At 69.8% G+C, this 25,662-nt stretch carries 18 protein-coding genes; 8 read left to right on the top strand and 10 right to left on the bottom strand.

Features of this window, described 5'->3' with window-relative positions; all coding sequences use genetic code 11:
• Positions 1-7: 7 nt before the first annotated feature.
• From NLX83_RS28610 to NLX83_RS28590, 5 genes are all read right to left on the bottom strand, one after another.
• Positions 8-814, bottom strand: a complete 807-nt coding sequence (locus NLX83_RS28610; RefSeq protein ID WP_254238308.1) for an FG-GAP repeat domain-containing protein — start codon at positions 812-814, stop codon at positions 8-10.
• A gap of 19 nt (positions 815-833) precedes the next feature.
• Positions 834-3,869: a non-ribosomal peptide synthetase gene (locus tag NLX83_RS28605; protein WP_254238307.1), complete on the bottom strand. Its 3,036-nt coding sequence runs from the start codon at positions 3,867-3,869 to the stop codon at positions 834-836.
• Between the two features lie 13 nt (positions 3,870-3,882).
• Positions 3,883-4,689, bottom strand: a complete 807-nt coding sequence (locus tag NLX83_RS28600) for a hypothetical protein (protein WP_254238306.1) — start codon at positions 4,687-4,689, stop codon at positions 3,883-3,885.
• 76 nt (positions 4,690-4,765) lie between these two features.
• The gene (locus NLX83_RS28595) at positions 4,766-5,365 is read right to left on the bottom strand and encodes a hypothetical protein (RefSeq protein ID WP_254238305.1); all 600 of its coding nucleotides are present in this window, start codon (positions 5,363-5,365) and stop codon (positions 4,766-4,768) included.
• A 47-nt stretch (positions 5,366-5,412) separates the two neighbouring features.
• Entirely contained in the window at positions 5,413-6,963 is a 1,551-nt protein-coding gene (locus NLX83_RS28590) for an FAD-dependent monooxygenase (protein ID WP_254238304.1), read from the bottom strand.
• Between the two features lie 216 nt (positions 6,964-7,179).
• On the opposite strand from NLX83_RS28590, the gene NLX83_RS28585 reads away from it, so the two are divergent.
• The 5 genes from NLX83_RS28585 to NLX83_RS28565 all read left to right on the top strand — a co-directional run bounded on the left by NLX83_RS28585 (position 7,180) and on the right by NLX83_RS28565 (position 14,562).
• Positions 7,180-8,715: an FAD-dependent monooxygenase gene (locus tag NLX83_RS28585; RefSeq protein WP_254238303.1), complete on the top strand. Its 1,536-nt coding sequence runs from the start codon at positions 7,180-7,182 to the stop codon at positions 8,713-8,715.
• Positions 8,716-9,068: 353 nt separating this feature from the next.
• On the top strand, positions 9,069-11,837 hold the full coding sequence (locus NLX83_RS28580; RefSeq protein WP_254238302.1) for an AAA family ATPase: 2,769 nt from the start codon (positions 9,069-9,071) through the stop codon (positions 11,835-11,837).
• Positions 11,838-12,245: 408 nt separating this feature from the next.
• A complete protein-coding gene (locus NLX83_RS28575; protein ID WP_254238301.1) occupies positions 12,246-13,055 on the top strand; it encodes a CPBP family intramembrane glutamic endopeptidase in 810 nt (269 codons plus the stop codon).
• A gap of 374 nt (positions 13,056-13,429) precedes the next feature.
• A complete protein-coding gene (locus tag NLX83_RS28570; protein WP_254238300.1) occupies positions 13,430-14,008 on the top strand; it encodes a GNAT family N-acetyltransferase in 579 nt (192 codons plus the stop codon).
• Positions 14,005-14,562 (top strand): CGNR zinc finger domain-containing protein, encoded by a 558-nt coding sequence (locus NLX83_RS28565; RefSeq protein ID WP_254238299.1) that lies wholly within the window; start codon positions 14,005-14,007, stop codon positions 14,560-14,562. The genes NLX83_RS28570 and NLX83_RS28565 overlap by 4 nt, the downstream gene beginning before the upstream one ends.
• Here NLX83_RS28565 and NLX83_RS28560 read toward each other — a convergent pair.
• Complete coding sequence (locus NLX83_RS28560) at positions 14,532-14,738, bottom strand: hypothetical protein (RefSeq protein ID WP_254238298.1); 207 nt, start codon at positions 14,736-14,738, stop codon at positions 14,532-14,534. The two genes, NLX83_RS28565 and NLX83_RS28560, sit on opposite strands and share 31 nt — an antisense overlap.
• Before the next feature lie 112 nt (positions 14,739-14,850).
• Between NLX83_RS28560 and NLX83_RS28555 the strand changes: the two genes are divergently transcribed.
• Positions 14,851-17,880, top strand: a complete 3,030-nt coding sequence (locus tag NLX83_RS28555) for an NACHT domain-containing protein (RefSeq protein ID WP_254238297.1) — start codon at positions 14,851-14,853, stop codon at positions 17,878-17,880.
• Between the two features lie 945 nt (positions 17,881-18,825).
• Here the strand turns inward: NLX83_RS28555 and NLX83_RS28550 are convergent.
• From NLX83_RS28550 to NLX83_RS28540, 3 genes are all read right to left on the bottom strand, one after another.
• Positions 18,826-19,848 carry a CehA/McbA family metallohydrolase gene (locus tag NLX83_RS28550; RefSeq protein ID WP_254238296.1) on the bottom strand — a complete coding sequence of 341 codons (1,023 nt, stop codon included), beginning with the start codon at positions 19,846-19,848 and terminating at the stop codon, positions 18,826-18,828.
• 611 nt (positions 19,849-20,459) lie between these two features.
• The gene (locus NLX83_RS28545; RefSeq protein WP_254238295.1) at positions 20,460-20,897 is read right to left on the bottom strand and encodes a hypothetical protein; all 438 of its coding nucleotides are present in this window, start codon (positions 20,895-20,897) and stop codon (positions 20,460-20,462) included.
• Between the two features lie 215 nt (positions 20,898-21,112).
• The gene (locus tag NLX83_RS28540) at positions 21,113-22,795 is read right to left on the bottom strand and encodes an alpha-amylase family glycosyl hydrolase (protein ID WP_254238294.1); all 1,683 of its coding nucleotides are present in this window, start codon (positions 22,793-22,795) and stop codon (positions 21,113-21,115) included.
• Positions 22,796-22,889: 94 nt separating this feature from the next.
• Here NLX83_RS28540 and NLX83_RS28535 point away from each other — a divergent pair, with 94 nt between their 5' ends.
• On the top strand, positions 22,890-23,498 hold the full coding sequence (locus tag NLX83_RS28535; protein ID WP_254238293.1) for an SIS domain-containing protein: 609 nt from the start codon (positions 22,890-22,892) through the stop codon (positions 23,496-23,498).
• Positions 23,495-24,541, top strand: a complete 1,047-nt coding sequence (locus NLX83_RS28530) for an ROK family protein (protein ID WP_254238292.1) — start codon at positions 23,495-23,497, stop codon at positions 24,539-24,541. Before NLX83_RS28535 ends, NLX83_RS28530 begins: the two co-directional genes overlap by 4 nt.
• Here NLX83_RS28530 and NLX83_RS28525 read toward each other — a convergent pair.
• Positions 24,432-25,619, bottom strand: a complete 1,188-nt coding sequence (locus tag NLX83_RS28525; RefSeq protein ID WP_254238291.1) for an ROK family protein — start codon at positions 25,617-25,619, stop codon at positions 24,432-24,434. The two genes, NLX83_RS28530 and NLX83_RS28525, sit on opposite strands and share 110 nt — an antisense overlap.
• Between the last annotated feature and the right edge of the window lie 43 nt (positions 25,620-25,662).

Below are 25,662 nucleotides of genomic sequence, written 5' to 3'. Positions count from 1 at the left end.
GCGTGCCCTAACTGATCGCGTTGAAGTCGGTCCAGCCCTTGGCCACCACCACGGGCGGGGCGAAGACCTGGTCGGGGTTCCCGGTGTTGACGTGGGCCAGCAGCGATCCGTCCGGGCCGAGCGCCAGCAGGTCCGGGCGGCCGTCGCCGGTGACGTCGGTGACGTCGATGATCAGCGCCTCGCCCCAGCCCTCGGAGATCCGGTGCCAGGTGCCGGTGGCCGTCTCCAGCGCGGACAGGCCGCCGTCCGGGTGCAGCACGAGCAGGTCGACCTCGCCGTCACCGGTGATGTCGGCGGCGCCGAGCGGGATGTCGTGCTCGCCGATCTCGGCGAGCCGGAACGGGTCGCCGAAGCTGTTGGTGCCGTTCACGGTCCCGGTGAACGGGATCGTGTCGACCAGGCTGGTCCCCTCCTGGCGGCCGATGATGTCGGTCTTGCCGTCACCGTCGAGGTCGGCGAGCGCGATCGTGTCGTAGGTGATGTCGGGCAGCTTGCCGCCGACGTGGATCGGCTCGGCCAGGGTCCCGGTGCCGTTGAGCCCACCGGTGTTCAGGTAGATGTAGGCCTGCTTCTCGATGGTCAGCGCGAACACGTCCGCGGTGCCGTCGCCGGTGAAGTCGCCCGCGCCGACCCACACGTGGTGGTCGGCGGCGAACCCGGTACCGACCAGCACGGGCTCGCCGTAGGTCCGCAGCCCGTCGAGCCTGCCGGTCCCCGGGTGCACGAACAGCTCCCCGGTCTTGTAGTTGCGGGTGAGCAGGTCCTGGACGCCGTTGCCGCGGAAGGACCCCGAATGACCGGTGTAGGTGAGCATCTGCCTCTCCAGGAAGGTGTCAGTTGGCGGGTCGGAGGAACTCGGCCAGCTGCGCGGGCGTGGGCCGGGTGAACAGTTCGGCGAGGTCGACGCGGGGGCCGATGCGTTCCTCGACGCGCTGGGCGAGCTGCGCGGCGAGCAGCGAGTGCCCGCCACTGGTGAAGAAGTTCGACTCGGCGGTGAGGTCGTCGCGGCCGAGGACCTCGCGCCACAGCCCGACGAGCGCGGCCACCAGGTCGTCCCCGCCGAGTTCGGCGGCCGCGGCGGCGGGCGCGCGGTCCTCGACCAGCCGGGCCAGCGCGAGGTGGTCCACCTTCTGGTTCCCGGTGGTGGGCAACGACTCCAGCACCAGGAACTCGCTGGGCACCGCGGCGGGGGGCAGCCCGGCCCGCGCGTGCTCCCACAGCCGGGTCACCAGGTCGGGCTTGTCCTCGGCGACCACGAACGCGATCAGCGCGGCGTCGGTGCTGTCGGTACCCGTGACCACCACGGCCGCCGCCTCGACCCACGGGTGGTCGAGCAGCACGCTCTCCACCTCGCCGAGTTCGACGCGGTTGCCGCGCAGCTTGACCTGACGGTCCACCCGGCCCAGCACCTCCAGCGTGCCGTCCCGGCGCCACCGCGCCAGATCCCCGGTGCGGTAGTGGCGGCCGTAGCGGGAGTGGTCGCGGAACCGCTCGACGGTCAGCTCCGCGCGGTTGTGGTAACCGATCGCGACGCCCTCGCCCGCGATGCACAGCTCGCCGCGCACGCCGACCGGGAGTTCGGTGCCGTCCGGTGCCGCAACGAAGACCTGGGTGCCGCGAATCGGCCCGCCGACCCCGATGTCGGTTCCGCTGCCGCGCTCGATCACGCCGGAGGTGGACCAGATCGTGGTCTCCGTGGGGCCGTAGACGTTGCGCAGCTCGCAGCCGGTCAGCGCGAGCCGGTGGGCCAGCTGCGGCGGCAGCGCTTCCCCGCCGCTGAGCACCCGCAACCCGGCAAGGGCTCGTTCGCACTCCGGCAGCACCAGCCGCCAGGTGGTCGGAGTCGCCTGCACGATCGCGACGCGGTGCAGCTCCAGCAGTTCGGTCAGCTCGCGGCCGTCGGTGCGCGCGCTGTCCGGCGCCACCACCACCCGGCCCCCGGTGACCAGCGGCAGGAACAGCTCCAGTGCGGAGATGTCGAAGCTGAACGTGGTCATCCACAGCGTCGCCTCGCCCGGCCGCGCGGCGAGTTCGCCCGCGAAGTGCTCGACCAGGTTCGCGAGGCTGTGGTGCGAGACCAGGGTTCCCTTCGGCCGTCCCGTCGAGCCGGAGGTGTAGATCAGGTAGGCGGGCGCGGTCCGGTCGATCACCGGCGGCTCCACCGAGCTGTCCACAGTGGACGCAATGGGGAGCACGGTGACCCCGGGCCGGGCAGCGATCTTCGCGCCCGGTGGCACGAGCGCCGCCTTCGCCCCGGAGTCGGCCAGCTGGTAGGCGATCCGGTGCGCCGGGTGGTCCGGGTCCAGCGGCAGGTAGACGGCTCCGGCGAGCCAGGTCCCGAGCACGGCCGCGGCCAGCTCGATGCTCCGCGGCGCCACCAGGGCCACGACGTCGCCCGCACCGACCCCGGCCTCCGCGAGCACGGCGCGCACACCGCCCGCCGCGGCCCACAGCCCTTGGTAGGTCAGAGATTCATCTCCGCACTCGACGGCGATCTCGTCCGGTGTCCGGCACACCCGGTGGTGGAAGGCCGCCAGCACGGTGTCGGGTTCGGCGCCCGCGGTCTCGTTCGCCGCGTCGATCACCGCGTGGTCGTCGGCGTTCCACGCCGCACGGGGCCGGTGTTCCTCGCCGAGCCCGACGAGCAGGGCTTCGTAGCGCGCGACGAGGTCCCGGACCTCCGCCTCCGTGAACACGTCCGTGCTGTAGACCGCGCGCAGCCGAATCCCGTTGGCCGAGGCCATGACGAAGAACTCGAGGTCGAACTTGCTGTAGGGGATCTCCACGACGACCGGGCGCGCGGTGGCCCCGCCGATGGCGAACTCACCGAGCTCCAGGCCGGGAACGTAGTTGAACACGTGGCGGAACAAGGTGTTCCGCCACGATCCGCCGGTGCGGGCGACCTCCGAGTAGAGGCTGTCCACCGGCATGTCCGCGTGCGCGATCGCGTCGAAGAACACCGTGGCCACGCGGTCGGCGAACCGCGTGAACGGCTCAGCGGGATCAACCGTCATCCGCAACGGCAGCACGTTGACGTGGTAGCCGACCGCGTCCTGCCGGTGCTGCCCCCGGACGTTGACCATCGTGCCGAGCGCCAGGTCCGGACCTGCCCCGTGCGCGGCGAGCAGCCGCGAGTACGCGGCCAGCAGCACGACCGCCTCGGAGGTGTTCAGCTCGGTCCGCAGCCGGTGCACGGCTTCCAGGGCCGGCGCGCCGAGCTCCACCGTGACCTGGTCACCGGCGAGGGTGGCGCCGGAGGACTCCTGCCGCCCGCACCACAGGTCCAGGCCGCCGGGGTCGAATCCGCGCAGCTGTTCCCGCCAGTACCGCGCGCTCTCCGGCCGCGGTTCCGGCTCGGCGAGCGCCGGGACCTCCTCCCCTTGCGGGGCGCGCCCGGCGAGGGCGTCGTCGTAGGCGGAGACCAGGTCCGCGATCAGCCTCGCCCCGGAGATCGTGTCGGCGACGAGGTGGTGCACGGTGAGGCAGCAGAGGTCGCGCCCCTCACCGGCGACGTGGCCGACCCGCAGCAGCGGGGCGCCGTTGAAGGTGAACGGCCGCGCGACGAACATCGCCAGCTCGGTGCGCAGCAGCGTTTCGTCCACAGTGGACACGGGGAGGGAGGCCACCCCGACCTCGAGGTCCTCCGGCGCGAGCACCTCCCGGCGCAGCCCGGTGACCCCGGCGCGGAAGACCGTCCGCAGCACCTGGTGCCCGCGCAGCACCCGGTCGACGGCCTGCCGCAGCACCGCCGGGTCCAGCGCCCCGTCCACCTCGAAGGTGAAGGACAGGTTGTTCACGCCCGTGCCGGGAATGAGCTTCTCCAGCAGCCACAGGGCTTCTTCTTTGCGGGTGGCCGAATCGAGCAGCATGACGAGTCCTCCGCTAGCCGAGCAACTCGGCGACCACCCGCACGACGGCGTCGTCGCGCAGCAGGTCGGCGTGCTCGATGTCGAAGCGGACCTCGCGGGCGACCATCCCCGGGCGCTGGTGCTCCGGAACGAGGTTGAGCCCGTTGGTCGCGGTGCGCGAGCTGATCGCGGTCGCCCGCCGCCAGCCCGCCGTCGCGTCGATGCCCGCGGCCGCGATCAGGTAGGCCATGAACGCGGTGACGGTGACGGAGAAGTCCTCCCGGCGCACGGCGTCCAGCCCGGCGCGGTCGAAGGCCACGTCCGCGGCGTGCCGGAAGATCTTCAGCAGCCGCTCGCCGAGCAGCCCGAGGTCCTCGGTCTCCTGGCTGATCCGCTGGCCCTCGGCCTGCGCCTGGCCGACCTCCTCCGGTGTCAGCACCACCCCGAGCCCGTCGATCACCTTGTGGAACTGCCAGTACACGGTGATCGCGTTCGGCGCCTCCGGGTCGAACAGCACCAGGCGCGGGCCGTCGCCGCCCTGTTCGGCGGCGATCCGCTCGGCCAGCGCGGTCGCGTAGACGCTGCCCGCGCAGAAGCCGAGCACCGCGTGCACCGGGCGGCCGCTCGCGCGGACGTCGGCGAGCCAGCGGTCCAGGTAGTCCTCGGCGGTCAGCCCGGTCTCCTGCGGCGGGACGCACTCCCACACCGCGCGGTCGGGGGCGAGGCGGCCGACGAGCTCGGTGAAGCCCGCCTCCGGCCGCCCAGTGAACGGGTAGTCCACGGCGAGGACGACGCCGTCCCGCTCACCCTCGCAGAGCGGTCTCCACGACTGGGGTCCCACGAAGTCTCCCTCCGGACGGGGACGAGGGCCGCGCGGTGCCCCGGGCGCGCCGGGGCCACCGCGGCGGCCGGAACGGTCAGTACAGGCTCGGGGTGGGGCCGCCGAGCCGGAAGCTCGCCTGCTGCAGGCGGCCGAACGCCTCGCCGAACAGGCCGGGGATCGCCGACCCGTTGCCCGGCCGCTCCTTCAGGCCCGGCAGCGCGAACAGACCGGCGTGCTCGGAGGTCAGCCCTTCGCGGAAGGCCAGCCGCACGTGCGCGGTGACCGACTCCGCCCTGGGCAGCGGGACCGTGCCGTCAGGGCGGCTGAGGATGCCGCCGTCGTCGCCGGGCAGGCTGGAGGCGATGTGCACGCCGCCCTCGACCGGGAACTGCGGCTCCCACGTGTTGGCCGGGTCGTGGTCCTGCCAGCCCGCGCGGCTGACCTTGTAGGAGAGCCGGAAGTCATCCCGGGTCACGTCGGTGCGGTCGGAGAACCACACCACCAGGTTCAGCGCGGTGTCCTCGAAGGTGAAGCCACCCCGGTTGGTGTAGAAGACGGTGAACTCGACCGTCTCGCCCGGCGTGATCACCGGAGGCACACCGATGAAGTCAGCGTAAACGTCGTCGTTGACCTTGAAACCCTTGTATACGCGGTATACCGGCGACTCGGACTCGGTCGTGGTCGGAGCGGACATGCACTTCTCCTCGTGAATTGACGAATACATTTCCCAGCCGCTTCGCTCTACCGCGCGGAAGGGCCGAACCAGTGGTGAAGGCTTTTTTCGGGCCCGTCGGCACCGCCGACCCAGCAGACGTGGCCGTCCGGCCGGACCAGCACCGCCCCGAGGTCGCCGAACCCGTCTGGCGGAGCACAGCGCCGCAGGTCGACGCGGCCCGCCCAGGCGGAGACGTCCACGGACAGGCCGCCGAAGTCCAGCAGCACCCCCCGGCCCGCCCGCAGCAGCTCGAACAGGCGCGTGCCGTCCACGTCGACGTCGGGCATCCGCGCGCCGAGCAGCTCGTGCCCGGATCCGGGCAGGTCGTAGCGCACGCCGAGCCCGGAGACCACGCCCGCCAGGTGGCGGTTGGTGTCGGGCAGCCGCAGCAGCTCGGTCAGGATCTCCCGCAACGGCGCCAGCTCGTCCGCGTCCCCGCGCCCGCTGTCGAGCAGCGCGAACTGGGCCCGCGCCTCCCGCAGCAGCGCGGCGGCGACCGGGTGCCGTTCGGCGTGGTAGGTCTCCAGCAGTGCGTCCGGGGCGTGTCCGCGCACCACCGCGGCGAGCTTCCAGCCCAGGTTGAACGCGTCCTGGATTCCCAGGTTGAGCCCCTGACCACCGAGCGGGACGACGATGTGCGCGGCGTCGCCGGCCAGCAGCACCCGCCCGGTGCGGTACTCCGGGACCTGGCGGCAGGCGTTGGAGAAGCGCGAGGCCCAGCGGACCTCCTTCAGCCCGGGATCGGCGCCGCAGGCGGTGCGGATCGCGCCGAGGATCTCCTCCTCGGCGACCGGGGTGTCCCGGTCGGCGACGTCCAGTCCCGCGCCCGAGAAGCTCAGGCGGTGCACGCCCTCCTCAAGGCCGCGCAGCGAGAACATCAGCCGTCGGCCGTCCTCGGTGGGCATCACACCGGCGAGGGTGTTGCCCGGCAGCAGGCGCAGGAAGCGGCGCCGCTGCGGGTCGAGCTCGTCGAACCACTCCTGTGGTGGTCGGCGCAGCACCACATCCGCGGCGACGAACAGTTCGGTGCCGTCGCTCCCGGGAAAGGGCAGGTCGAGGGCCTTGCGCACGGTGCTGCGGCCACCGTCGCAACCCACCAGGTAGCGGGCCCGGATCCGCCGCTGACCGTCCGGAGTGGACACGATCGCGGTGACCGCGTCGTCGTCCTGTTCCAGACCGGTCAGCTGGTGGCCGCTCAGCACGGAACCACCCAGCTCGGCCAGCCGCAGTCGCAGCCGCTGTTCGACCCGGGACTGCACGACGCCGATCTGGTGCGGGTACCGGGTGCGCCAGGGCGCGCAGTCCAGGGGCACCGGCAGCGCGCCGAAGAAGCTGTGCGCCGGGCTGCCCAGCACGATCTCGTGTTCCAGCAGGGGTTCGAGCAGGCCGCGCGAGTCCAGCAACTCCGCCGTCCTCGGGTGCAGGTTCAGCGCCCGTGACTCGGTGGCCGGGGCGGTCCGCGACTCCAGCACGGTCGGCCGCACCCCGGCCAGTGCCAGCTCACCCGCCAGCGCGAGGCCGGTCGGCCCGGCGCCCACCACGAGCACGCCCGCTTCCGCCGTCACTTCCGGGTCCATGCTTTTCCTTTTCTGCCCGGCACCTTCAACGGGGCCCAACACTTCCGCCGGAACACCCGGACGCCAACCCCTAGCGTCCCCTTACTGCCCCTATTCTCCGGAGATCGGAAATATTTCCTCACCACCACCCCAGCCGGGCAAATATAGTTCCGCCGGGCAGTGTCCTACATTTTCTGACGAATAAGCATTGGCGCAAGGAAAAGCGGGAGCGAAGAGATGAGTGGAGCAGATGCGGCCGACGTGCTGGACGTGCTGGTGGTCGGCAGCGGGCCGACCGGCCTGACGCTGGCGGGCGAGCTGGCGCTGGCCGGGGTGCGGGTGGCCGTGCTGGACCGGCTGGACACGCCGAACGAGCACTCCAAGGCGCTGGGCCTGCAACCGCGCACGGTGGAGGTGCTGGCGATGCGGGGCCTGCTGGACCGCGTGCTGGAGCGCTCGCTCACCCAGGTGCCGGACGCGCACTTCGCCGGCCTGCCCGCGGTGATGACCTACCAGGGCTGGGGCAGTCGCCACCCCTACGGCGTGATCATCCCGCAGGACCGGGTCGAGGGGATCATGGAACGGGCGCTGCTGGAGGACCACGGCATCGCGGTGCGGCGCTCCCACGAGCTGGTCGACCTGGAGCAGGACGACGAGGGCGTCACCGCGGTCGTGTCCACTCCGGACGGTCAGCGGCGGATGCGGGCCCGCTACCTGGTGGGTTGCGACGGTGGCCGCAGCGCCGTGCGCAAGCGCCTGGGTGTCGCCTTCCCCGGCACGCGGACCAACTTCGCGGGCGTGGTCGCCGACGTGACCCTGCTGCGCTCCCCGGAGGCCGTCACCGCGCGGCCGCGCTCGATCCGCGATCTGCTCGGCTCCGACACCGCGCAGCAGAACGGGATGACCTGGCCCCTGGTGCCGTTGCAGAACGGGCTCTTCCGCGTGGTGTGGGGCATCTACGGCCAGCCGGACGGCGACCAGTCCGAGGAGGGTGCCGCGGTCACCGAGGAGGAGGTGCGCGCCTCGGTGCGGATGCGCTACGGCGACACCGTGGAGATCGACGAGGTGCGCTGGCTGTCCCGGTTCACCGACTCCGCCTACCAGGCCGAGCGCTACCGGGTCGGCAGGGTGCTGCTGGCGGGCGACGCCGCGCACGTGCACCTGCCCGCGGCGGGCCAGGGGCTCAACCTCGGGGTGCAGGACGCGGTGAACCTGGGCTGGAAACTGGCCGCCGAGGTCAACGGCTGGGCGCCGGAGGGACTGCTGGACAGCTACCACGCCGAGCGGCACCCGGTCGGCGAGCGGGTCGTGGAGAACACCAGGGCGCAGGCCGTGCTGACCAACCCCGCCGAGGAGTACGACGGGCTCCGGTCGATCTTCGTGCAGCTGCTGGGGATGCCGGAGGTGAACCGGTTCCTCGCGGGCATGGTGTCCGGGCTGGACATCCGCTACCCCCTCGGCTCCGGCTCGGCCTGCCCGCTGCTGGGCGCCCGGATGCCGGACCTGGACCTGGAACTGCCCGAGGGGCCGGGCCGGGTCGGCGACCTGCTGCGCGCGGGGCGGGGCCTGCTGCTGCTCGGCACGGGCGGTGCGCGCCTCGCCGAGCAGGCGCTGCCGTGGAAGGACCGCGTGGACGTGGTCGCCGCGCGGGAGCTGCCGGACTGCCCGGTGGACGCCGCGCTGGTCCGCCCGGACGGCTACGTGTGCTGGACCGACGCCGGGGACGACGTCCCGCTCACCGACGCGCTGGGGACGTGGTTCGGTCGGCCGTAATTGTCCCGTTATGCACCCGAAAGGCTATTCGGCCACGTTCCGGGTAAATGGCGCGACGCATCACGTCCGCCAGCTCACGGTCAACCCCTAATCGACCCGGACACCCGGAACGATGAAATCCTTCACGTAGCCGAGGTGGGGCCGAGTGGGTCGAAAGTCGTACCTACCAGGCACTTCACCCCCCGCCACAGGGTGTTAAGCGGACAAAGCGGAAGGATTTCAGAAGGCGGTGATTGAGCTTGACCGAGCCCCAGGAAGGGGGTACATCATTCGACTGACAACGAATTCGTGATCACAGCGTGATACCGCCGTATCCACGCCTGTATCGATCAGCCACGTCCTGGGGGATGTTGATGCCACTGGTCGAACGTCGTGACGAGCTGGCCCGGTTGACGGGCCTGCTCGACGACTGCCTTCGCGGGGAAGGCGCCGTAGCCCTCGCCACCGGTGCCGTGGCGTGCGGGAAGACCGAGCTGCTGAGCTGCTTCGCCGGAGTCGCCGCGGACTCCGGCGCGCTGGTCCTCAAGGCCGCCGGTTCGGCCGCGGAGCGCAACCTGCCGCTGGGCGTGGTCGGGCAGCTGCTGCACCATCCCGGGCTCGGCACCGAGCGGACCCAGGAGGTGGCCCGACTGCTGGAGGCGGGCTGCGCGGCCGAGCTCGCGTGCTCGGCCGCGATCTCCGGTCAGCACGCGCGGATCCTCCAGTCCCTGTGCTCGCTCGTGCTCAGGGCGGCGCAGGAGACCCCGGTCGTGGTGCTCGTCGACGACGTGCACCACTCCGACGAGTTGTCCTTGCAGTGGCTGCTGTTCCTGGTCCGGCGGCTGCGCACGGCCGCGGTGCTGGTGGTGCTCACCGAGTGGGCGGGCCCGGACCTCACGCTGCCGTCGTTCAAGGCGGAGCTGCTCGGCCAGCCCCACTGCCACCGGCTTCGCCTCGGGCCGCTGTCCCAGGACGGTGTCACCGAACTGCTCACCTCACGGCTGGGCTCCCCGGTGCCCGCGCCCATCGCGGCGGCCTACTACGCCGCCAGCGGTGGCAACCCCTCGGTCGTGCTCGCACTCGCCGAGGACCACCGGGCCGCGGGCCGCGGCCCCGCCGTGCACCTCACCGGGTCGGTCTTCGGCGACGCCTTCCGCGAGGCCGTCCTGGGCTGCGTGCACCGCTGCGGGCCCGCGGTACTGCGCGGTGCCGCCGGGCTCGCGGTGCTCGACGGCGCGGGCGGGGAGTCCTCGCTGAGCGCGCTGACCGGCTTGGACGCCACCGTCGCGCGCAAGATCGTCGACGTGCTGGAGGCGGGCGGCCTGCTCGACGGGACCCGCTTCCGCCGCCCCGAGGTGCGCACGGCGGTGCTGGACACGCTCTCCGGCGAGGAGCGGGCGGCGCTGCACCGCACCGCGGCCCGGCTGCTGCTGGACGAGGGTGCCCCGTCCACCGCCGTGGCCGGGCACCTCCTCGCCGTCGGTGAGAGCTGCCAGCCCTGGGGCGTCGCCCTCCTCCAGGAGGCGGCCGACCAGGCCATCGCCGATGACCGCCCGGAGCTGGCCGTCGACTACCTCCGGCTGGCCCAGCGCTCCCCCAGCGACGAGCAGACCAGCGCCGCGATCGTCACCAAGCTCGCCCACGTGGAGTGGCGCAGGAACCCGGCGGCGGTGATCCGCCAGCTGCCGCAGCTGGTCGCCGCCGTCCGCGGCGGGCACCTGCCCGACCAGGACGTGATCGCGCCGCTGAGCTACCTGCTCTGGCACGGGCACCTGGACCAGGCGGCCGACGCGCTCAGGCAGATCGGCGAGACCGCCCCCGACCAGGCCATGCAGGCCTTCGGCCTGTGGGTGGCCGCCAGCTACCCGCCACTGCTGAGCGCCCTGCCCATACCGCCCTGCGGCCCCGTCGAGCACGCGGGCGACCCGGCCACGATCGACCCGCGGCTGCGGGCGACGGCCACCATGATCGGAGTGCTGCGCGAGGGCGGCAGCCCGGCCGCGGTCACCGACGCCGAGCACGTGCTGCAGAGCTGCCGGCTCGGGCACAGCACCCTGGAGGCTGTGCGCACGGCGCTGCAATCGTTGGTATACGCGGACCGTCCGGACAAGGCGCTGCCGTGGTGCGAGGCGCTGCTGGCGGAGGCCGAGCTGCGCCGGGCACCGACCTGGCAGGCGATGCTGGCGGCGATCAGGGCCGACATCGCGCTGCGGCAGGGCAACCTGCCCGACGCGCGGTCCTACGCGCGCTCGGCGCTGGCGCTGATGACCGAGCACAGCTGGGGCGTGGCGATCGGCATGCCGCTGGCGGTGCTGCTGCAGGCGACCACCGCCATGGGCGACTACGCCGAGGCGGAGCGGGTGCTCGCGATCCCCGTGCCCGAGCAGTTGTTCCGCACCCGATGGGGCCTGTCCTACCGGCACGCCCGCGGGCTGTACTACCTGGAGACCGACCGGTTGCAGGCGGCGCTGACCGACCTGCTGCGCTGCGGCGAGCTGATGGTCGAATGGGACATGGACCTGCCCGCGCTGGTGCCGTGGCGCAGCGACGCCGCCCGCGTGCACCTGCGGCTAGGCCGGGACCAGCAGGCCCGCAAGCTCACCGAGGAGCAGCTGGAGCGGCCCGGAGCGCGCCGCGGCCGCACGCACGGCATCACCCTGCGAGTCTTGGCCGCCGCCGGGGAACTGCGGCACCGCCCGCAGCTGCTGCGCAGGTCGATGGAGCAGCTGCTCGACTGCGGAGACCAGCTCGAACTGGCGCACACCCTGGCCGACCTCGGCGAGGCGCTGCACGCGATCGGCGACTCCGACCGCGCTCGGATGACGGTGCGCCGGGCCTGGTACGTCGCCAAGGAGTGCCACGCGGACTCGCTGCGCGCCCGGCTCGCGCTGACCTGGTCCGACTCCGACATCGACGAGACGGTCGCCGACGTCGCCGAGGGAGATGAGGACCTCACCGCGCTCAGTGATGCCGAGCGCCGTGTCGCGGGCTTGGCCGCGATGGGGCACACCAACAGGGAAATCGCCAGGAAGCTCTACATCACCGTCAGCACCGTCGAGCAGCACCTCACCCGCGCCTACCGCAAGCTCGACGTGCGCAGGCGCACCGACCTCCCGGTGCGCCTACACCCTACGGCGAGCTAGCAGGAGCACTCACCGGCCGCCAGGCTCCTGCGCTCGACTCGGTAGCAGCGCGGATCTGGTCTCAGCTACCTCATGGGGCCGGTTCTCGGGCTCTGATTTCCTCGCTTCAAATTTATGCAAAAAGGCCGCCGTCGGCCGTGGGGACTAGGGGCCCGCCCGGGAATTTGCTCCGTCAAACATCGAGGCTGTTCGACGGAGCCTAAAAGGGGGTTCTTCTCGCTCAGTGGCGCCAGTAGCGTTCGCCCCCTCACGGCTTCCCGCTGGTTAACCGCGAAAAGAAAGACGCTCAAGGTGACGGATTCGTCTCGGTCGACGCTTGTCGACACCAAGGTCCAGTTGGTCGACGGAATGGAGCAGGCACAGCGACCGACCGGTCCTGTACGGTCGATTTTGGTTATCCTGACTGCCATGGTGGTGGTCGGCGGAGCCGTCGGCTACCTACTCGGCTTGCCCCTTTTCGGGCAAGCCGGTCCGGACTCGGCGGCACTGAGCGGCCAATTGTTCGGCCTACTCGTTCCTTTCGGTTCTGCGGTGGCGGCCGTTTACTTCTGGATCCGGCTGCGGGAGCGTCGATCTTTCAGAACGGTCGGCTTTCAGACTTCACCGAAGAACGCCCTCGTCGGCGCTTGTGTCGGCTTCGCCATGTTCGTGCTGGTCGTGCTGATCACCGTGACCACGGGTCAGATGCGCTTCGAGGTGTGGGGCAACGGGCACCTGGTCAACTCCGCACTGATCGGCGGAGTGCTGCTGGCCTTCGTCGGGTTCGCGGTACAGGGGTCGGCGGAGGAAATCCTGTGCCGTGGCTTCGTGCTGCAGGCCCTGTACCGGAAGTGGGGGCTGCTTGCCGCGGTGATCGTGCAGTCGCTGCTCTTCGTGGCGATGCATCTGACCAACCCGAGCGGAGTGAAGCCACTGGCGGTGCTCAACTTGTTCCTGTTCGGCTTGTTCACCGCCGCGTGGGCGTTGTACGAGGGTGGGCTGTGGGGCGTGTGCGCGATGCACGCCGTGTGGAACTGGACTCAGGGCAACGTGTTCGGGGTCTTGGTATCGGGCACCGAGGTGCGGACCAGCTTGTTGCACACTCGTCCGGCCGAGGGGTCGAACGACCTGCTTACCGGGGGTGGTTTTGGGCTGGAGGCGAGCCTGGTGACCTCGGCCGTACTGATCGTCGGCACCGCCGTCGTCATCATGCTCCGACAGCGACGCACGGTCGAGTGAATTCCCTAGGCGTTTTGCCTGTTTCGTGCTCATAGCGGAGATCTCGTACACGTGGCAATCTCGTTGTGAGTACGAAACGGGGTGGTGGCACACCACGTTGTCGGCAACAAATATCGACGGAGTGATCGGAAACCGGGTGTTCGTTGTCCCGGTGGTGGCGCTGACGGGAGTCCGAGTGTGACCCGCATCGGCCTCCGGCGTGGGTGTGTTGGTGGGAACTGATCGCGGGTGTTCACAAGTTCTGACCGCACGTGTCGATCTAGCCGTGATCAATGTCGGTGAGAAGTGACCGGTCAGCGGGAGTGGCGGGGGTAACTGTTAAAGCGGGTTGAAACGGTTATCCCAGGGGTGTGCGATCGAGGAAGGAGCACCCCATGGGCATCTCGCAGCTGGAGGTTCGGCCGCTGACGCCGGACACCTGGGAGGACTTCGAAACCGTCATGGGCGCCGGCGGGGGAGCGCGCGGCTGCTGGTGCATGCACTGGCGCCTCAGCATCCAGGAGTGGATGGAGGGCAAGGGCGACGGCAACCGGGCGGCGATGTGCGAACTCGCCAAGCGCGAGACGCCTCCGGGAGTGGTGGCCTACCTGGACGACGAGCCGGTCGCCTGGTGCGGGTTCGGTGATCGCTCGGAGTATCCGCGCATGCGCCGCTCCCCGCTGCTCAAGCCCGTGGACGACGAGCCGGTGGTCAGCTTGACCTGCCTGTTCGTCAAGAAGGGGCGACGCGGCGAAGGCCTGTTCTCGAAGCTGATCAGCGCGGTATGCGAGCACCTCGCCCAGACCGCCGAAGCCAACACGGTCGAGGCGTACCCGGTGGAGCCGGCCGACGGGCGCAAGGCGGGCGCGGACACCGCGATGACCGGCATCGCGAGCGCGTTTCTGGCCGCCGGCTTCACCGAGGTCGCCCGCCCGCGAAGCGACCGCCCGGTACTCAGGTACGCGCTCCGATGAACACAGCGAGCACGGTGTGGACCGACGACCACTTCATCGCCGGTGACCTCGCACTCGACTTCGCCAACACCGTCTACCGCCGCACACCGGAGATGGGCGCCGACCTCTTCGACAGCCCCGAAGCCCTCGCCGCATGGCTCCACCGCGCCGGTTTTCCCAGCGCCGCAGCCACAGTGGACGACGCGCGCATGCTCCGCGAACGCCTCTGGGAAATCTTCGACGCGCAGACGGCTGGCCGTGAACTACCTCCCGACGCGTTCGGCGGTCTCCTTGAGACGGTGCGGCGCGACGACGTTTCTGTGGGAGCGGACGGCTCCGCGAGAGCGCTCACCGGGAAGGGGGCACTCGCCGTCATCGCGCTGCACGCGATCAGGTTCGCGCTAAGCCCGCCACCGTGGCCGGTGCGGTCGTGCGACGGCTGCGGCTGGTTCTTCATGGACACCTCCCGCGGCCACCGCCGACGCTGGTGCAGCATGAAAACCTGCGGCAACCAGGCCAAAGCAGCGCGCTTCCGCTCACGTGATCAGAAAGCCTGCTCAGCCGCCTCGGTATAGGTGAAACCGGTGCGGCACGCCACATCCCGGGCCAGCTCGGCGAAGAGAGCGCCGGTCGCGGAGACCGCGCGCAGCACGTCCTCGGGAGCTGAGCGGGGCTCCGCGTGGCAGCGACAAATGAAGCCCACCTGCGGCGCAACCAACGGGCTGCCCATGGTGTCGGAGGCGGCTGCCACCTCCCCTAGGCACCTGCCCGTCAACCGCTCGGTCAACGTGGCTCGACAGGGACGCGATTGCTGTGCGATCACCTCTGGAACGGTCGACTGGAGGAGAGCCGCCATCACCGGGTTGGAAACCGAAGCGCTCAAGCTAGGCACGAAGGTCGCGACGCACGCGGCGAAGTCCTGGTTGCAGCGACGAAAGGCACGGTTCGAGCGCGGCGCGTCGCTGGCGGAGCTGGCGCAGGCGGAGCTGAAGGGCGTGTTGCAGCGGCGCAAGCTGGAGAACCTGGTCGACCGCATCGGCCAGCAGGTAGCCGAACAGCTCGCACCCGTGCTGGAGCAACGTTTCAGTGACCTGCCTGCGAACGAGGCCGAAGCCGCAGTCCTCGCGGTGGTCGACGTGCTGGAGGACGTGGACCTCTCCGACTCAGCCCTGCTCTCCGCTGATGCCGACGCCGAGGTGCTGGCCCAGCGGATACGCACCCAGTTCCCGAAACGCGCCGCATTGCTCACCCCCAGAGCCGAGGAGTTGCACGAACTCGCACTGGACCAGGCCTGCCGCCACCTGGTCCAGGTGGTCCGGTACCTCCCGTCATTCCAGCCCGCCGCACTGGTCGAAGTGCTGGCCCGCTTGACCGCCCAGTCCGAGCAGCTCGACTTGCTGCTGTCCCGGGTGCCGACCACCAGCCTCTACGCGCCGCGCGGTGTGGACCGTGATGAGGACTTCCGGGTGGAATACCTGGCGAAGCTCGCCACCAAGCTCGACCGGTTGGACCTGCTGGGTTTGCCGGGCGATGAGCAGCCGAGGCTGGCGTTGACCGTGGCTTACCTGAGCCTGAGCGTCTCGGGCAGCATTGAGCGCACCAAGCGCAGGCGGCTACAGCCGGAGAGATGGTTCGACCCACAGGCGCAGGGCTCCGGTGACACCGACGGCATACCGGTCGAGGCCGCGATCGGCAGCGAGGCTCGGGTTCTGCTGCGCGGCGATGCGGGATCGGGCAAGACCACGTTGCTGCACTGGCTTGCGGTCCGCGCGGCACGAGCGCAGCTGAGCGGGGCGCTGGCGAAGTGGAACGACTGCGTGCCCTTCGTCATCCTCCTACGCACCTTCGCCGAAGGTGACCTGCCGGCGCCGCAGCACTTTGTCGCCCAGAGCGCGCCGATGATCGCCGAGATCATGCCGGAAGGCTGGGTGCACCGGCTGCTCCAGGCCGGACGCGCGATGGTGCTCGTCGACGGCGTCGACGAGGTACCCGCAGCCCGGCGACGAGTGGTGAAGACGTGGCTAGGCGATTTGCTGACAGCGTTCCCCGACACCCGCGTGGTGGTCACCGCGCGCACCGCCGCCGCCGACAGCCGGTGGCTGGCCGAGGAAGAGTTCAGGGCCGTCACGTTGGAGCCGATGAACCCCAGCAACATCCTGGAGTTCGTCCAGCGATGGCACCACGCAGCCGAGCTCTCCGGCGCGGAGGTCGCCGACGCCGAGCACCGGCTGCGCAGCCAGTTGGAACGTCCGCATCTGCGTCAGCTCGCCGCGAGTCCGCTGCTGTGCGCGATGCTGTGCGCACTGAACCTGAGCCACCGCTCGGAGCTGCCGCGCAACCGGATGGACTTGTACGCCAAAGCCTTCGCCATGCTGCTGCACCTGCGCGATGCCGAACGCGGAATCCCCGCACTGCTCAGCGATACCGAGAAACGCGTCCTCCTGCGCGACCTGGCCTGGCGGCTGACGCTCGCGAACAAGGTCGAACTCCCAGCCTCCGAAGCACTCGGGCACATCACCCGCAAACTCACCGGCATACCGAACGCCGACATCGACGCGATGGTGATCTTCAAGCACCTGCTCGAACGCAGCTGCGTCTTACGCGACCCCGTGCCGGGCCGGGTCGACTTCGTGCACCGGACGTTCCTGGAGTACCTCGCCGCCGAGGAAGCCATCCAGCAGCACCACCTCGGCACCTTGATCGCCCACGCCCACCAAGACACCTGGTGGGAAACCTTCGTCATGGCCGCAGGTCACGCCACCACCACCCAAGCGACGCAGCTGCTGACCGGCATCCTGGACCGAGCCGAGGAACAACCGACCAAGGCACGCCACCTCCGTCTACTGGCGGCGGCCTGTCTGGAGACGGTGCGCGACATCGCACCGGAGGTCAGCGCCCGTGTCGACGCGATCGTCCGGGAGAAGTTGATCCCGCCTCGCAGAATGAAAGAGACCCGTTCGTTGATGTCCATCGGCCACCGCATCCTCCGATACCTGCCCGACAGCCTGGAAGATCTCTCCACCGCGAAAGCGGCGGCAACCGTCCGCGCCGCCGCACTGGCCGGTACCACAGACGCATTGCCCCTGCTTGCCTCCTACGCACAAGATCGACGACCCGAAGTCCACCACCAGCTGGAAACGGCCTGGCACTACTTCGACCCCGAGCGCTTCGCCGAAGTCGTGCTCGCGAACTCACCGCTGCACAACGGACAGTGGGTGGTGCGATCGCGCATCCACCTGCCCTACGTCCGGCACCTCCGCGCGCTGACATCGCTCCACATCGAGATGGACGTGCACGAGGAAGCGGAAGGGCTTGAGGTCTTCGCCGGGCTGCCCGCGGTGGAAACACTGATGGTGAAGCTGCGAGGCGATGTGCCGCACGACCTCCGCTTGCTTACTGAACACCGGCGACTCGCACGGCTCTGGCTGCAGGGCCTCCAGGCGACGGAAGACCTTTCGCCACTTGCGAACCTTCCCGCGCTGATGGACGTCGGGCTGACTAACTATCGGGATGAAGCGCTGTCCGGCTTACCAGAGCTGAATGGGGTTATAGCGCTATTCCTCTTCCAACCTGAGGGCGCCGGACTGGAGCACGCAGCACGAGTATTCCGATCAGCGAAAGGCCTCATTCTGGGCAATTTCAGCCCGTTGAACCTGGTGACGGTGGCCCAAATGACGTCGATCGAGCACCTGTGGATCCAGGTCTCGGAGTTCGACGAGATCGCTCCACTCAGGCGACTGACCAAGCTGAGCACGCTCGCCATCAGCACCGGTGTCAAATTCAACAATGACCTCAGCCCGTTATCCGTCCTGGATCTCTCGCACGTCGTGCTGGACCGCGACATCACCTACACCGGCATCGAGGGCCTGAAGGGCGACGTCCGTCGCACCTAGAGCCTCAGTCACGGCAAGGCCTCCGCAAAGCTGAATGACCCGCCGTGACGTCCGAGCAGAACGTGCTCGTGGAGAAAGGTCGGCCTTACTGCGCTCACCGACCTGCTGGGCTGTCCTGAGCACGTGGGGCCGGTCGGGCATGCCCGGGGAGTTTCGTGATCCGATCCTGATGCGATCGGGTAGGACCGGTACACCCGGTCCATCAGCTGCGTGGTGACATACGGTCGTGCTCGCTGGAGTGCCAGCCGTACGTGCTCGCCGTGGGCAGTCGACTCGAACACTGCGCATTTCGCCGAGGACCAGGCCTCGCCTGTGGGCACCCGCGGTGCCGGTGAACCGGCTGAGGTAACGCTCCCACGCAGAGTTCACGCGGTCGGCGTGCTTTCGTTGAAACGGCGGCACGACCCCACAAGAAGTCCGCCAGCGACTGCCGGTCGACCTGGCAGTCCTGCTTCGTCCAGGTCCATCAGCGGAGCGTAGGTCGATTGATCTGACGTCAGCACTGGTGAGAGCGACACGGCGCCTCACTGCGACGACTCCGTGGCTGTGTCGGTGGGAGCTGACCGCGGATGTCCACGGGTTCTGGCCGCTCTTGTCGATCATGCACGTGATCAATATTCGGTGAGACGTGACCGCACCTACCGACCGTGGTGGTGTCACGCCGAACGCCGGGCCCACTCCGGCCCCGGTCGACGCACGCACGTGACGAGCCCGCACCATGCGGTCACTTCTCGTCGACACCGACCTTCGCCGAACACGGGCGCGGTCGTCGCTGACCGACTTTCGCGGTCACTCCTGGCCTACAAAGCCATGCTGTTGACCTGTGGTCCGCAAGGTAGGCCCAGACAGCCAGGGGCGACGTCATCCGGACCTACTTTGCAGATTCGACGGGGCCTCCGTCGAGCCTCGCACGCCCTGTCGGGATCGGCGAAGCTGTGCCGTGTGTCAGGGCGACACGAGCGCGGGGTTGGTGATCGCGGCCATCGACCCGTCGCTGTATCGCACCTGCACCCGCACGAAACCGGTGTCCGCGCCCGAGAAGCGCCACTCGACCGTCTCGGACCCGTGGGCGGGCAACGGTTGCTGATGAGCGACCCCTTGCTCAGTGTGGAAGCCCACCAAGCCGGACGGTACGCCGAGGACGTCAAGGCGTGCCACGACCGGCTCGCCGAGGGCGTGCACGCGGTCGCCGATGCCGGCGCTGCGATCGCCGGCCACGACCTCGAACGAGAGCTCGACGGCCGCCGAGTCCGCAAGCCAGCTGCGGCCGGCACGCAGACCGGCCAGCACCGCGACGGTGCTCAGCTCGTCGGCGAGCACCACGGTGTGCGGGCGGCCGAGCTGGCCCGCCAGGTGCGCGTCGCTGCTGCCGATCGCGGGCTGCCATCGGCCGCGATGTACGCCTGCGGCAAGGCCACGGCCCCACTCGGCTAGCGCCGCCTCGTTGTCGGCGTTCCACGGCCGGTCCGAACGCCACAACCCGTTCCACACTTCGACCAGATCGAAGGCGTCAAAGGGGTACATCAGCACGCCAGTGGGGTACGGGGCGTGTGGGTGAGCGGCCACGCACAGACCACCGGCCTCGCGGACTGGCGCGAGATGCCGGTCCAGCACGTCGTCGCGGACGCCGTAGCGCCACTCGACCTCCTGCCCTCGAGCGAGCCCTAGCGCCACCCAGTGTCCGGTCCGGGTGGTCACCTCTTGCCCGAGGATCACCAGCAGGTCGTTTCCGGCGGCGGCTGCCCACCTTCCGTGCGCAGCCGCCGTGTTGTGCTCGGTCACGGTGATGAAGTCAAGCCCGAGAGCGCGCGCCTCCGCGGTCAGTTGCGCCGGTGTCTGGTCCGCGGCGTGCGACTGCGCGGAGTGCACGTGGCAGTCGCCCCGGTACCAGCCACGGCTGGCCACCCGCGTTGAAGGGACGGGCATCGTCACCTGCCGCGCCTCCGTGATCCCCTCACCATCGCCCACGACAGCAGACTAATGAGATCGCTGCCCCCTGGGACAGCCGACCACGCGAACCAGGCTGACGTCACCTGACGATGCCCGTTCCGGCCTACTGTCCTGAGTTCTTAATTCGTGTGCAGTGACATGGTTCCCGAAGCGGTCGATTTCATACCCGGGAGTCCTAAGTGGACTGAGCGTGCTCCCGGAGTGATGGTGTCGCGGTCAAGAGAGATGAGTTTCTGGCGTGCGTGTTCGAGACTGGTTTGGAGTCCTTGGAGTTCAACGAGCCAGTGGTTCTCGCGGGCCTCTGTGATGCGCTCGCCGAGGTTGGTGATGATCTCGGTCAGACGTTGTCGCGGGGTGGGTGAGACTCGCAGTATCGGGCATCGGATGCAGGCATGCTCGTGGGGGCAGGGTGTGGCATAGGGACGTCCGCATGTGCCAAGTTCGACCTTGCGGAGCGCGAAGTGCCGTTGGAACTCGCTCCACTCCGAGGGTGTTGGTTCGCGGTACTCCTCGGCGGGGCGCTTGGCCCGGCGGGTGGCCAGGTATGCGTGGTAGGAGCTGATGAGCTCGTTCTGGAAGACCGCCTCTGGCGACGTCAGATATCGGAACTGTCCGAATGGGTCTGGACTTCAACGGCAGGCGAACTCGGTGACCGCGTCGAGGAGCCGGTCCAAGTAGACGGCAAAGCCTGGGCTGGGCGGTTCTGGGCTGCCCGGAAGTTCCTCGCTGCCGGACAGCAGTCGCAGGAGCAAGTCAACGGTGTGCCGTTGGTGGAAGGGATTCTCCGGGACCGAGGCGAGCACACCGATCTGCATGACGAGGGTGGCCAACTCGCCGTCGGTGACACCTCGCAGCGTATGGCCGTCCAGCAGCGAGCAGATGATCTGGTCCGAGGCACCGAAAGCGGCCAAGCCGCCGCTAGTGCGAAAGTCCGCAGCTGAATCTCCGGCAGTTGCAGGCCAGGCCAGCAACAGTTTCTCGACGAGGTGCGGGAAAGCCAGCCCGAAGCGGACGGCGGCCGAGCAGCCGTTCGACCCAGCCACCACGATGACCGGCTGTTCGCGCACGGCAGCGGCCAGGTGCTCTGACCCTCGATGATCTCGATCGGTGGGAACGGCGGATGCGTGATGAGTTGACGGCGCAACGCTGCCCCGGATCGGTCCACCGTCCGAGGCGTCGCGATGGCGGCTGAGATGTCAGAGCGACTTGGCGGACGCCGACAGCAGCGTCGGTGCCGTCTCGACCGCCTTGTTCAGGAACTCTTGCCGATTTGTAATCCCCTTCACGTTCCGTCGTTGGCGGCTGGGGATGTGATGGACAGTCCGAGGACCGCCTCGAACGGTTCCAACTGCACTTGGGCGCGGCGCCCCTGCGACGCCGCAGAGCGGGCGACGGTGGATACCGCGACGGTGATGGTCTCCGGGAGCCGCACGGTCGCGGGTTGAGCACCGAAGTTGACCAGGACGTAGCTCCGGTTGTCCCGGTGGGTCCGGCGGTAGACGAGCACGTCGGTGGCCGCGCCGGCCTCGACCCAGTCCAGCGAGCCGCTGGTCAGTTCCGGCCGGTGTCTGCGCAGGGCGATCAGCCGCCGGGTGAGGGTGAGCATGGAGTCCGGCCGGTCGCGCTGGTTGGCCACGCTCAGCTCCGGCGCGGCTGGGTGCGCCGGGAGCCAGGGCTGGATGCCGGGTGGGCAGAACCCGCCGTGGGGATCGGAGGTCCAGGGCATCGGGCAGCGTTGCGGGTCACGACCGAGCGCGGGTTGCCGGTGCCCCCAGGGGTCGCGGATCTGACCGGCCGCCAGGGGAGTGTCGGGTAGGCCGAGTTCGTCGCCGTAATAGATCAGCGGCGTGCCACGCAGGGTCAACAGCAGCAGCATCCCCGCGCGTGCCTGTGGCTGGCCGTAGCGGGAAGCGACGCGGCTTTCGTCGTGGTTGCCCAGGGCCCAGTTCGGCCACGCCGATCGCGGAAGGCAGGATTCGACCGTGCTGATGGCCGATCGGATCGCCTCTGCCGACCAGGGCGCGCTGACCAGCAGGAGGTTCAGCGGCATGTGCAGTTCGTCGAGTTCGGCGCCGTAGTAGCCGGCCCAGTGCTGTGGCCAGTCCGGCCAGTCGAACAGGTGCACTTCTCCGACGGACAACCGGTGCCCGGGTTCGGTCAGGACGGCATCGGCCGAGGCGGGTCGGTGGGTGTCCAGTAGGTTCCGGAAGCGGCGAAGCACGTCGTGGACCAACGGATCGTTCTTGTCGTACCGGTGGAGCACCGAGTCGAACTCGCCGAGCAGGCGATAAGCCGTGTCGGGTCGTGCCGACGGCTCGCGCGGCGGATTGTCCGGCAGCTGCGGGTGTTTGCCGATGTGGTGGATGGCATCGAGCCGGAAGCCGTCGACACCGGCGTCGAGCCAGAACCGGACCACCTCCCACATGGCCCGTTCAATCGCCGGGTTGCGCCAGTTGAGGTCGGGCTGTCGCCGGTGGAAGGTGTGCAGGTAGTACTCGCCGCTGTGCGGATCGAAAGTCCACGCGGGGCCGCCAAAGGCGGACTTCCAGTTGTTGGGCGGGCCGCCGTCCGCCGCCGGTGGCCGCCACACGTACCAGTCACGTCGCGGGGAACGACGCGAGGACCGGGATTCGGCGAACCAGGGGTGCTCGTCGGAAGTGTGGTTGAGCACCAGGTCGAGGACGATTCGCAGGCCGCGGGCGTGCGCCTCGCGGATGAGCACCTCCACGTCGGCCTGGTCGCCGAACCGGCCGTCGACGGCGCAGTGGTCGCTGATGTCGTATCCGAAATCGACCATCGGTGATCGGAAGAACGGGTTGAGCCAGATGCCGTCGACCCCGAGCCAGCACAAGTAGTCCAATGTGGACACGACGCCGAGCAGATCGCCGTGACCGTCGGCGTTGGAGTCCTTGAAGCTCAACGGGTACACCTGGTACAGCACGCCGTCGCGCCACCACGGCGACATTGACAGCTCACCGTCGGCTGACCTAGCTTCGATTAAGTCCATGCCACTAACTTAATCGGTGGCCTGGGAACACCACAAGGGACGCGGGGTAGCGATGAGCATGCCGGCTCTGGACCGGTACCTGACCGAGGTTCGCGTGGCCATCGACCGCGTGTGCCTGGACGAGTTGCGTCGAGTGGGCGACTGTCTGATGGAGTTATGGCGGCGGGGTGGTGTCGTCTACGCGGTGGGCAATGGGGGTAGCGCCGCTCTGGCCTCCCACCTGGCCTGCGATCTGGGCAAGAACACCGCTGCGGACCTGGGGCGAGGCGCCCGGGTCCGGGGCGGGCGCCGACTGCGGGTGGTGGGCTTGAGCGACAACGGCGCGTTGCTGACCGCGCTGGCCAACGACCTCGACTTCGCTGAGGTCTACGTCGAGCAGCTCAAGCCCGTGCTTACCGACAACGACGTGGTCCTGGCGGTAAGCGGATCAGGGACCAGCGACAACGTGCTCCGGGCCCTGCGCTACGCCCGGACCGTTGGCGCGACCACCGTCGCGTTCACCGGTGCGCGGGCCACTTCCGCGCCGATGCTGGACCTGGCGGACTACGCGCTGCGCGCCCCCGCGGAGTTGATGGAGCAGATCGAGGACTTCCACGTCATCTTCAACCACGCCCTGGCGGTCAGCCTTCGGGAACGGATCGCCGAGTCGAGCGGTACGTGAGCGACGCGGGCACACCCCTGCTGGCGTTCGACATCGGCGGCACCAAGATCGCGGTCGCCTCGGCGGTGCTCGGCCGCGACGGCAGGGCCCGGTACCGCCGCGTCGAGCGGCTGGCCACTCCCCGCACCGCCGCGGACGCGCTGGAGCTCCTGCTCGCGGCCGCCCGACGAGTGAGCGGCGGGCCACCGGAGGGAATCGGCGTCAGCTTCGGCGGCCAGGTCTGGGACACCCCCTCCGGCCGGGTCAGCTCCCGCCACGTCCCCGGGTGGGAGGGAATCGACCTGGCCGCGGTCCTGGCCGACCACTTCACGGCCCCGGCGGTGGTGGTCAACGACGCCAACGCGGCCGGCCGCGCCGAGTACCTCCGCGCGTTCGGAACCCAGTCGCGGCACACCTTGGCCTACCTGACCGTCAGCACGGGCATCGGCGGCGCCGTCATCATCGGCGGCCGTCCGCACCCAGGCCGGCACCAGTTGGCGGGCGAGGTCGGTCATCTGCCGGTCGGCGGGTCGGCCCGGTGTTCCTGCGGTGGCCGCGGTCACCTGGAGGCTCTGGCCTCCGGACCCGCCATCGCACGCCGCGCCGTCGCGCGCATGCGGGCCCGTCCAGGGGAGGCGAGCTGTCTTCGCGCCGGCTCACCCGTCAGCGCCCGAGACGTTGATCGCGCCGCTCGTCGCGGCGACCCCGTGGCGAGCGCTGTCCTCGCTGACGCCGGTGCGCTGGTGGGGGGTGCCATCGCCACGATCGGCCTGGTGCTGGATCCGGATCTGATCGTCATCGGTGGTGGCGTGGCACAGGCCGGAGCCGTCTTCTGGCGACCGCTGCGGCGGGCGGCCCGGGACAACAGCCTGTGCCAGCCGTCGATCCGCCGAGCCCGGTTGGGCGCCGACAGCGCCTTGCGTGGCGCCGTGGAGTTCGCCAGGGACGCCGCGCTCAGCGAGCGGACGCCCGCACCGTCCCCAGCGGCGCGGCCAGCAGATCAGCGAAAGCCAGATCGGCCGCACCGATCAACGCCGAGTGCTCGCCCAGCCGCGCGGCCGTGATCGGCAGCGGGGATTCCCGCCGCACCAGCCCCTGTTGGGCCACTACCGTGCTGAGCTCCCCGGCAATGGCGGGCAGCACCCGCGCGAGGACTCCGCCGACGACCACTCTCGGCGGATCGAAGATGTTCACCATGTTGACCAGGCCCAGCCCCAGCCACCGGGTGTACTCGGCCAGGGCGACGCGGGCCCGGTCATCACCGGTACCGGCGTCGGCGAGCACACCGGCGACCGCGTGCTGGAGATCGCCCCGTGCCCGCCGCCCGGCCCGGCGCAGCAACGACCGGGCGTCCACTTCCGTTTCCCAGCAACCGATTCGCCCGCACGGGCACCGAACCCCGTCGGGGTTGACGACCATGTGGCCGACCTCGCCGAAGCTCCCGGTGGCTCCGCCGACCAGAACCCCGTTGTTCACCAAGCCCGCGCCCAAGCCGCGTTCCGCGATCAGGTACAGCAGATCCCGTGGCCGCGCATCACCCGCCCGCCTGGCTTCCGCCATCGCGGCCAGATCCGCGTCGTTGCCCACCCGGACCGGGACACCACCACCCACGGCGCGACTGATCAGGTCGGCCAGCGGCAACTCCCGCCACCGCAGACTCGGCGCGTGCAACACGAAACCGTCCGGCCGCACCGCCCCGTAGAAGCTCACCCCGACCCCCGCCAGAGGGCCAGAGGCGCGCGCGGCCGACCCGGCCAGGTCACCGATGAGCCCGATCACGGTGTCCGGCGCCGGGGACGACGGCAACCGCTCGCGCTGGACCGTCACCAGGTGAGTCCCCAACCCGACGACCGCCACCGTGACATGGCTGACCGCGAGTTCAACCGCCATGACCACAGGACCACCGGGTGCCGGCCGCACCACCGGTGACGGCCGTCCACGCCCCAACGCCTCGGCCCGCTCCTCCTCCACCACCAGACCCGCGGCCACCAAGCCCTCCGCGACAGCCTTCGCGGTCGTGCGGGTGACCCCCAGCCACGAGGCCAGCTGAGCCCGGCTCGCCTCACCGAAGGCGTGCACCAGCCCCAGCGCACGAGCCGAATTGTCCTGTCGCAACATGGCACTGGTCCGAGCCGATCTCACGCCCAGAGACTATCCACGCCACGCCCGTCCTCAGCACTTGACG

Source organism: Allokutzneria sp. A3M-2-11 16, from assembly GCF_024213555.1.
Lineage (GTDB): Bacteria > Actinomycetota > Actinomycetes > Mycobacteriales > Pseudonocardiaceae > Allokutzneria.
Note: the sequence above shows the minus strand (reverse complement) of the source record. Positions and strands in the feature narration are given on the sequence as shown.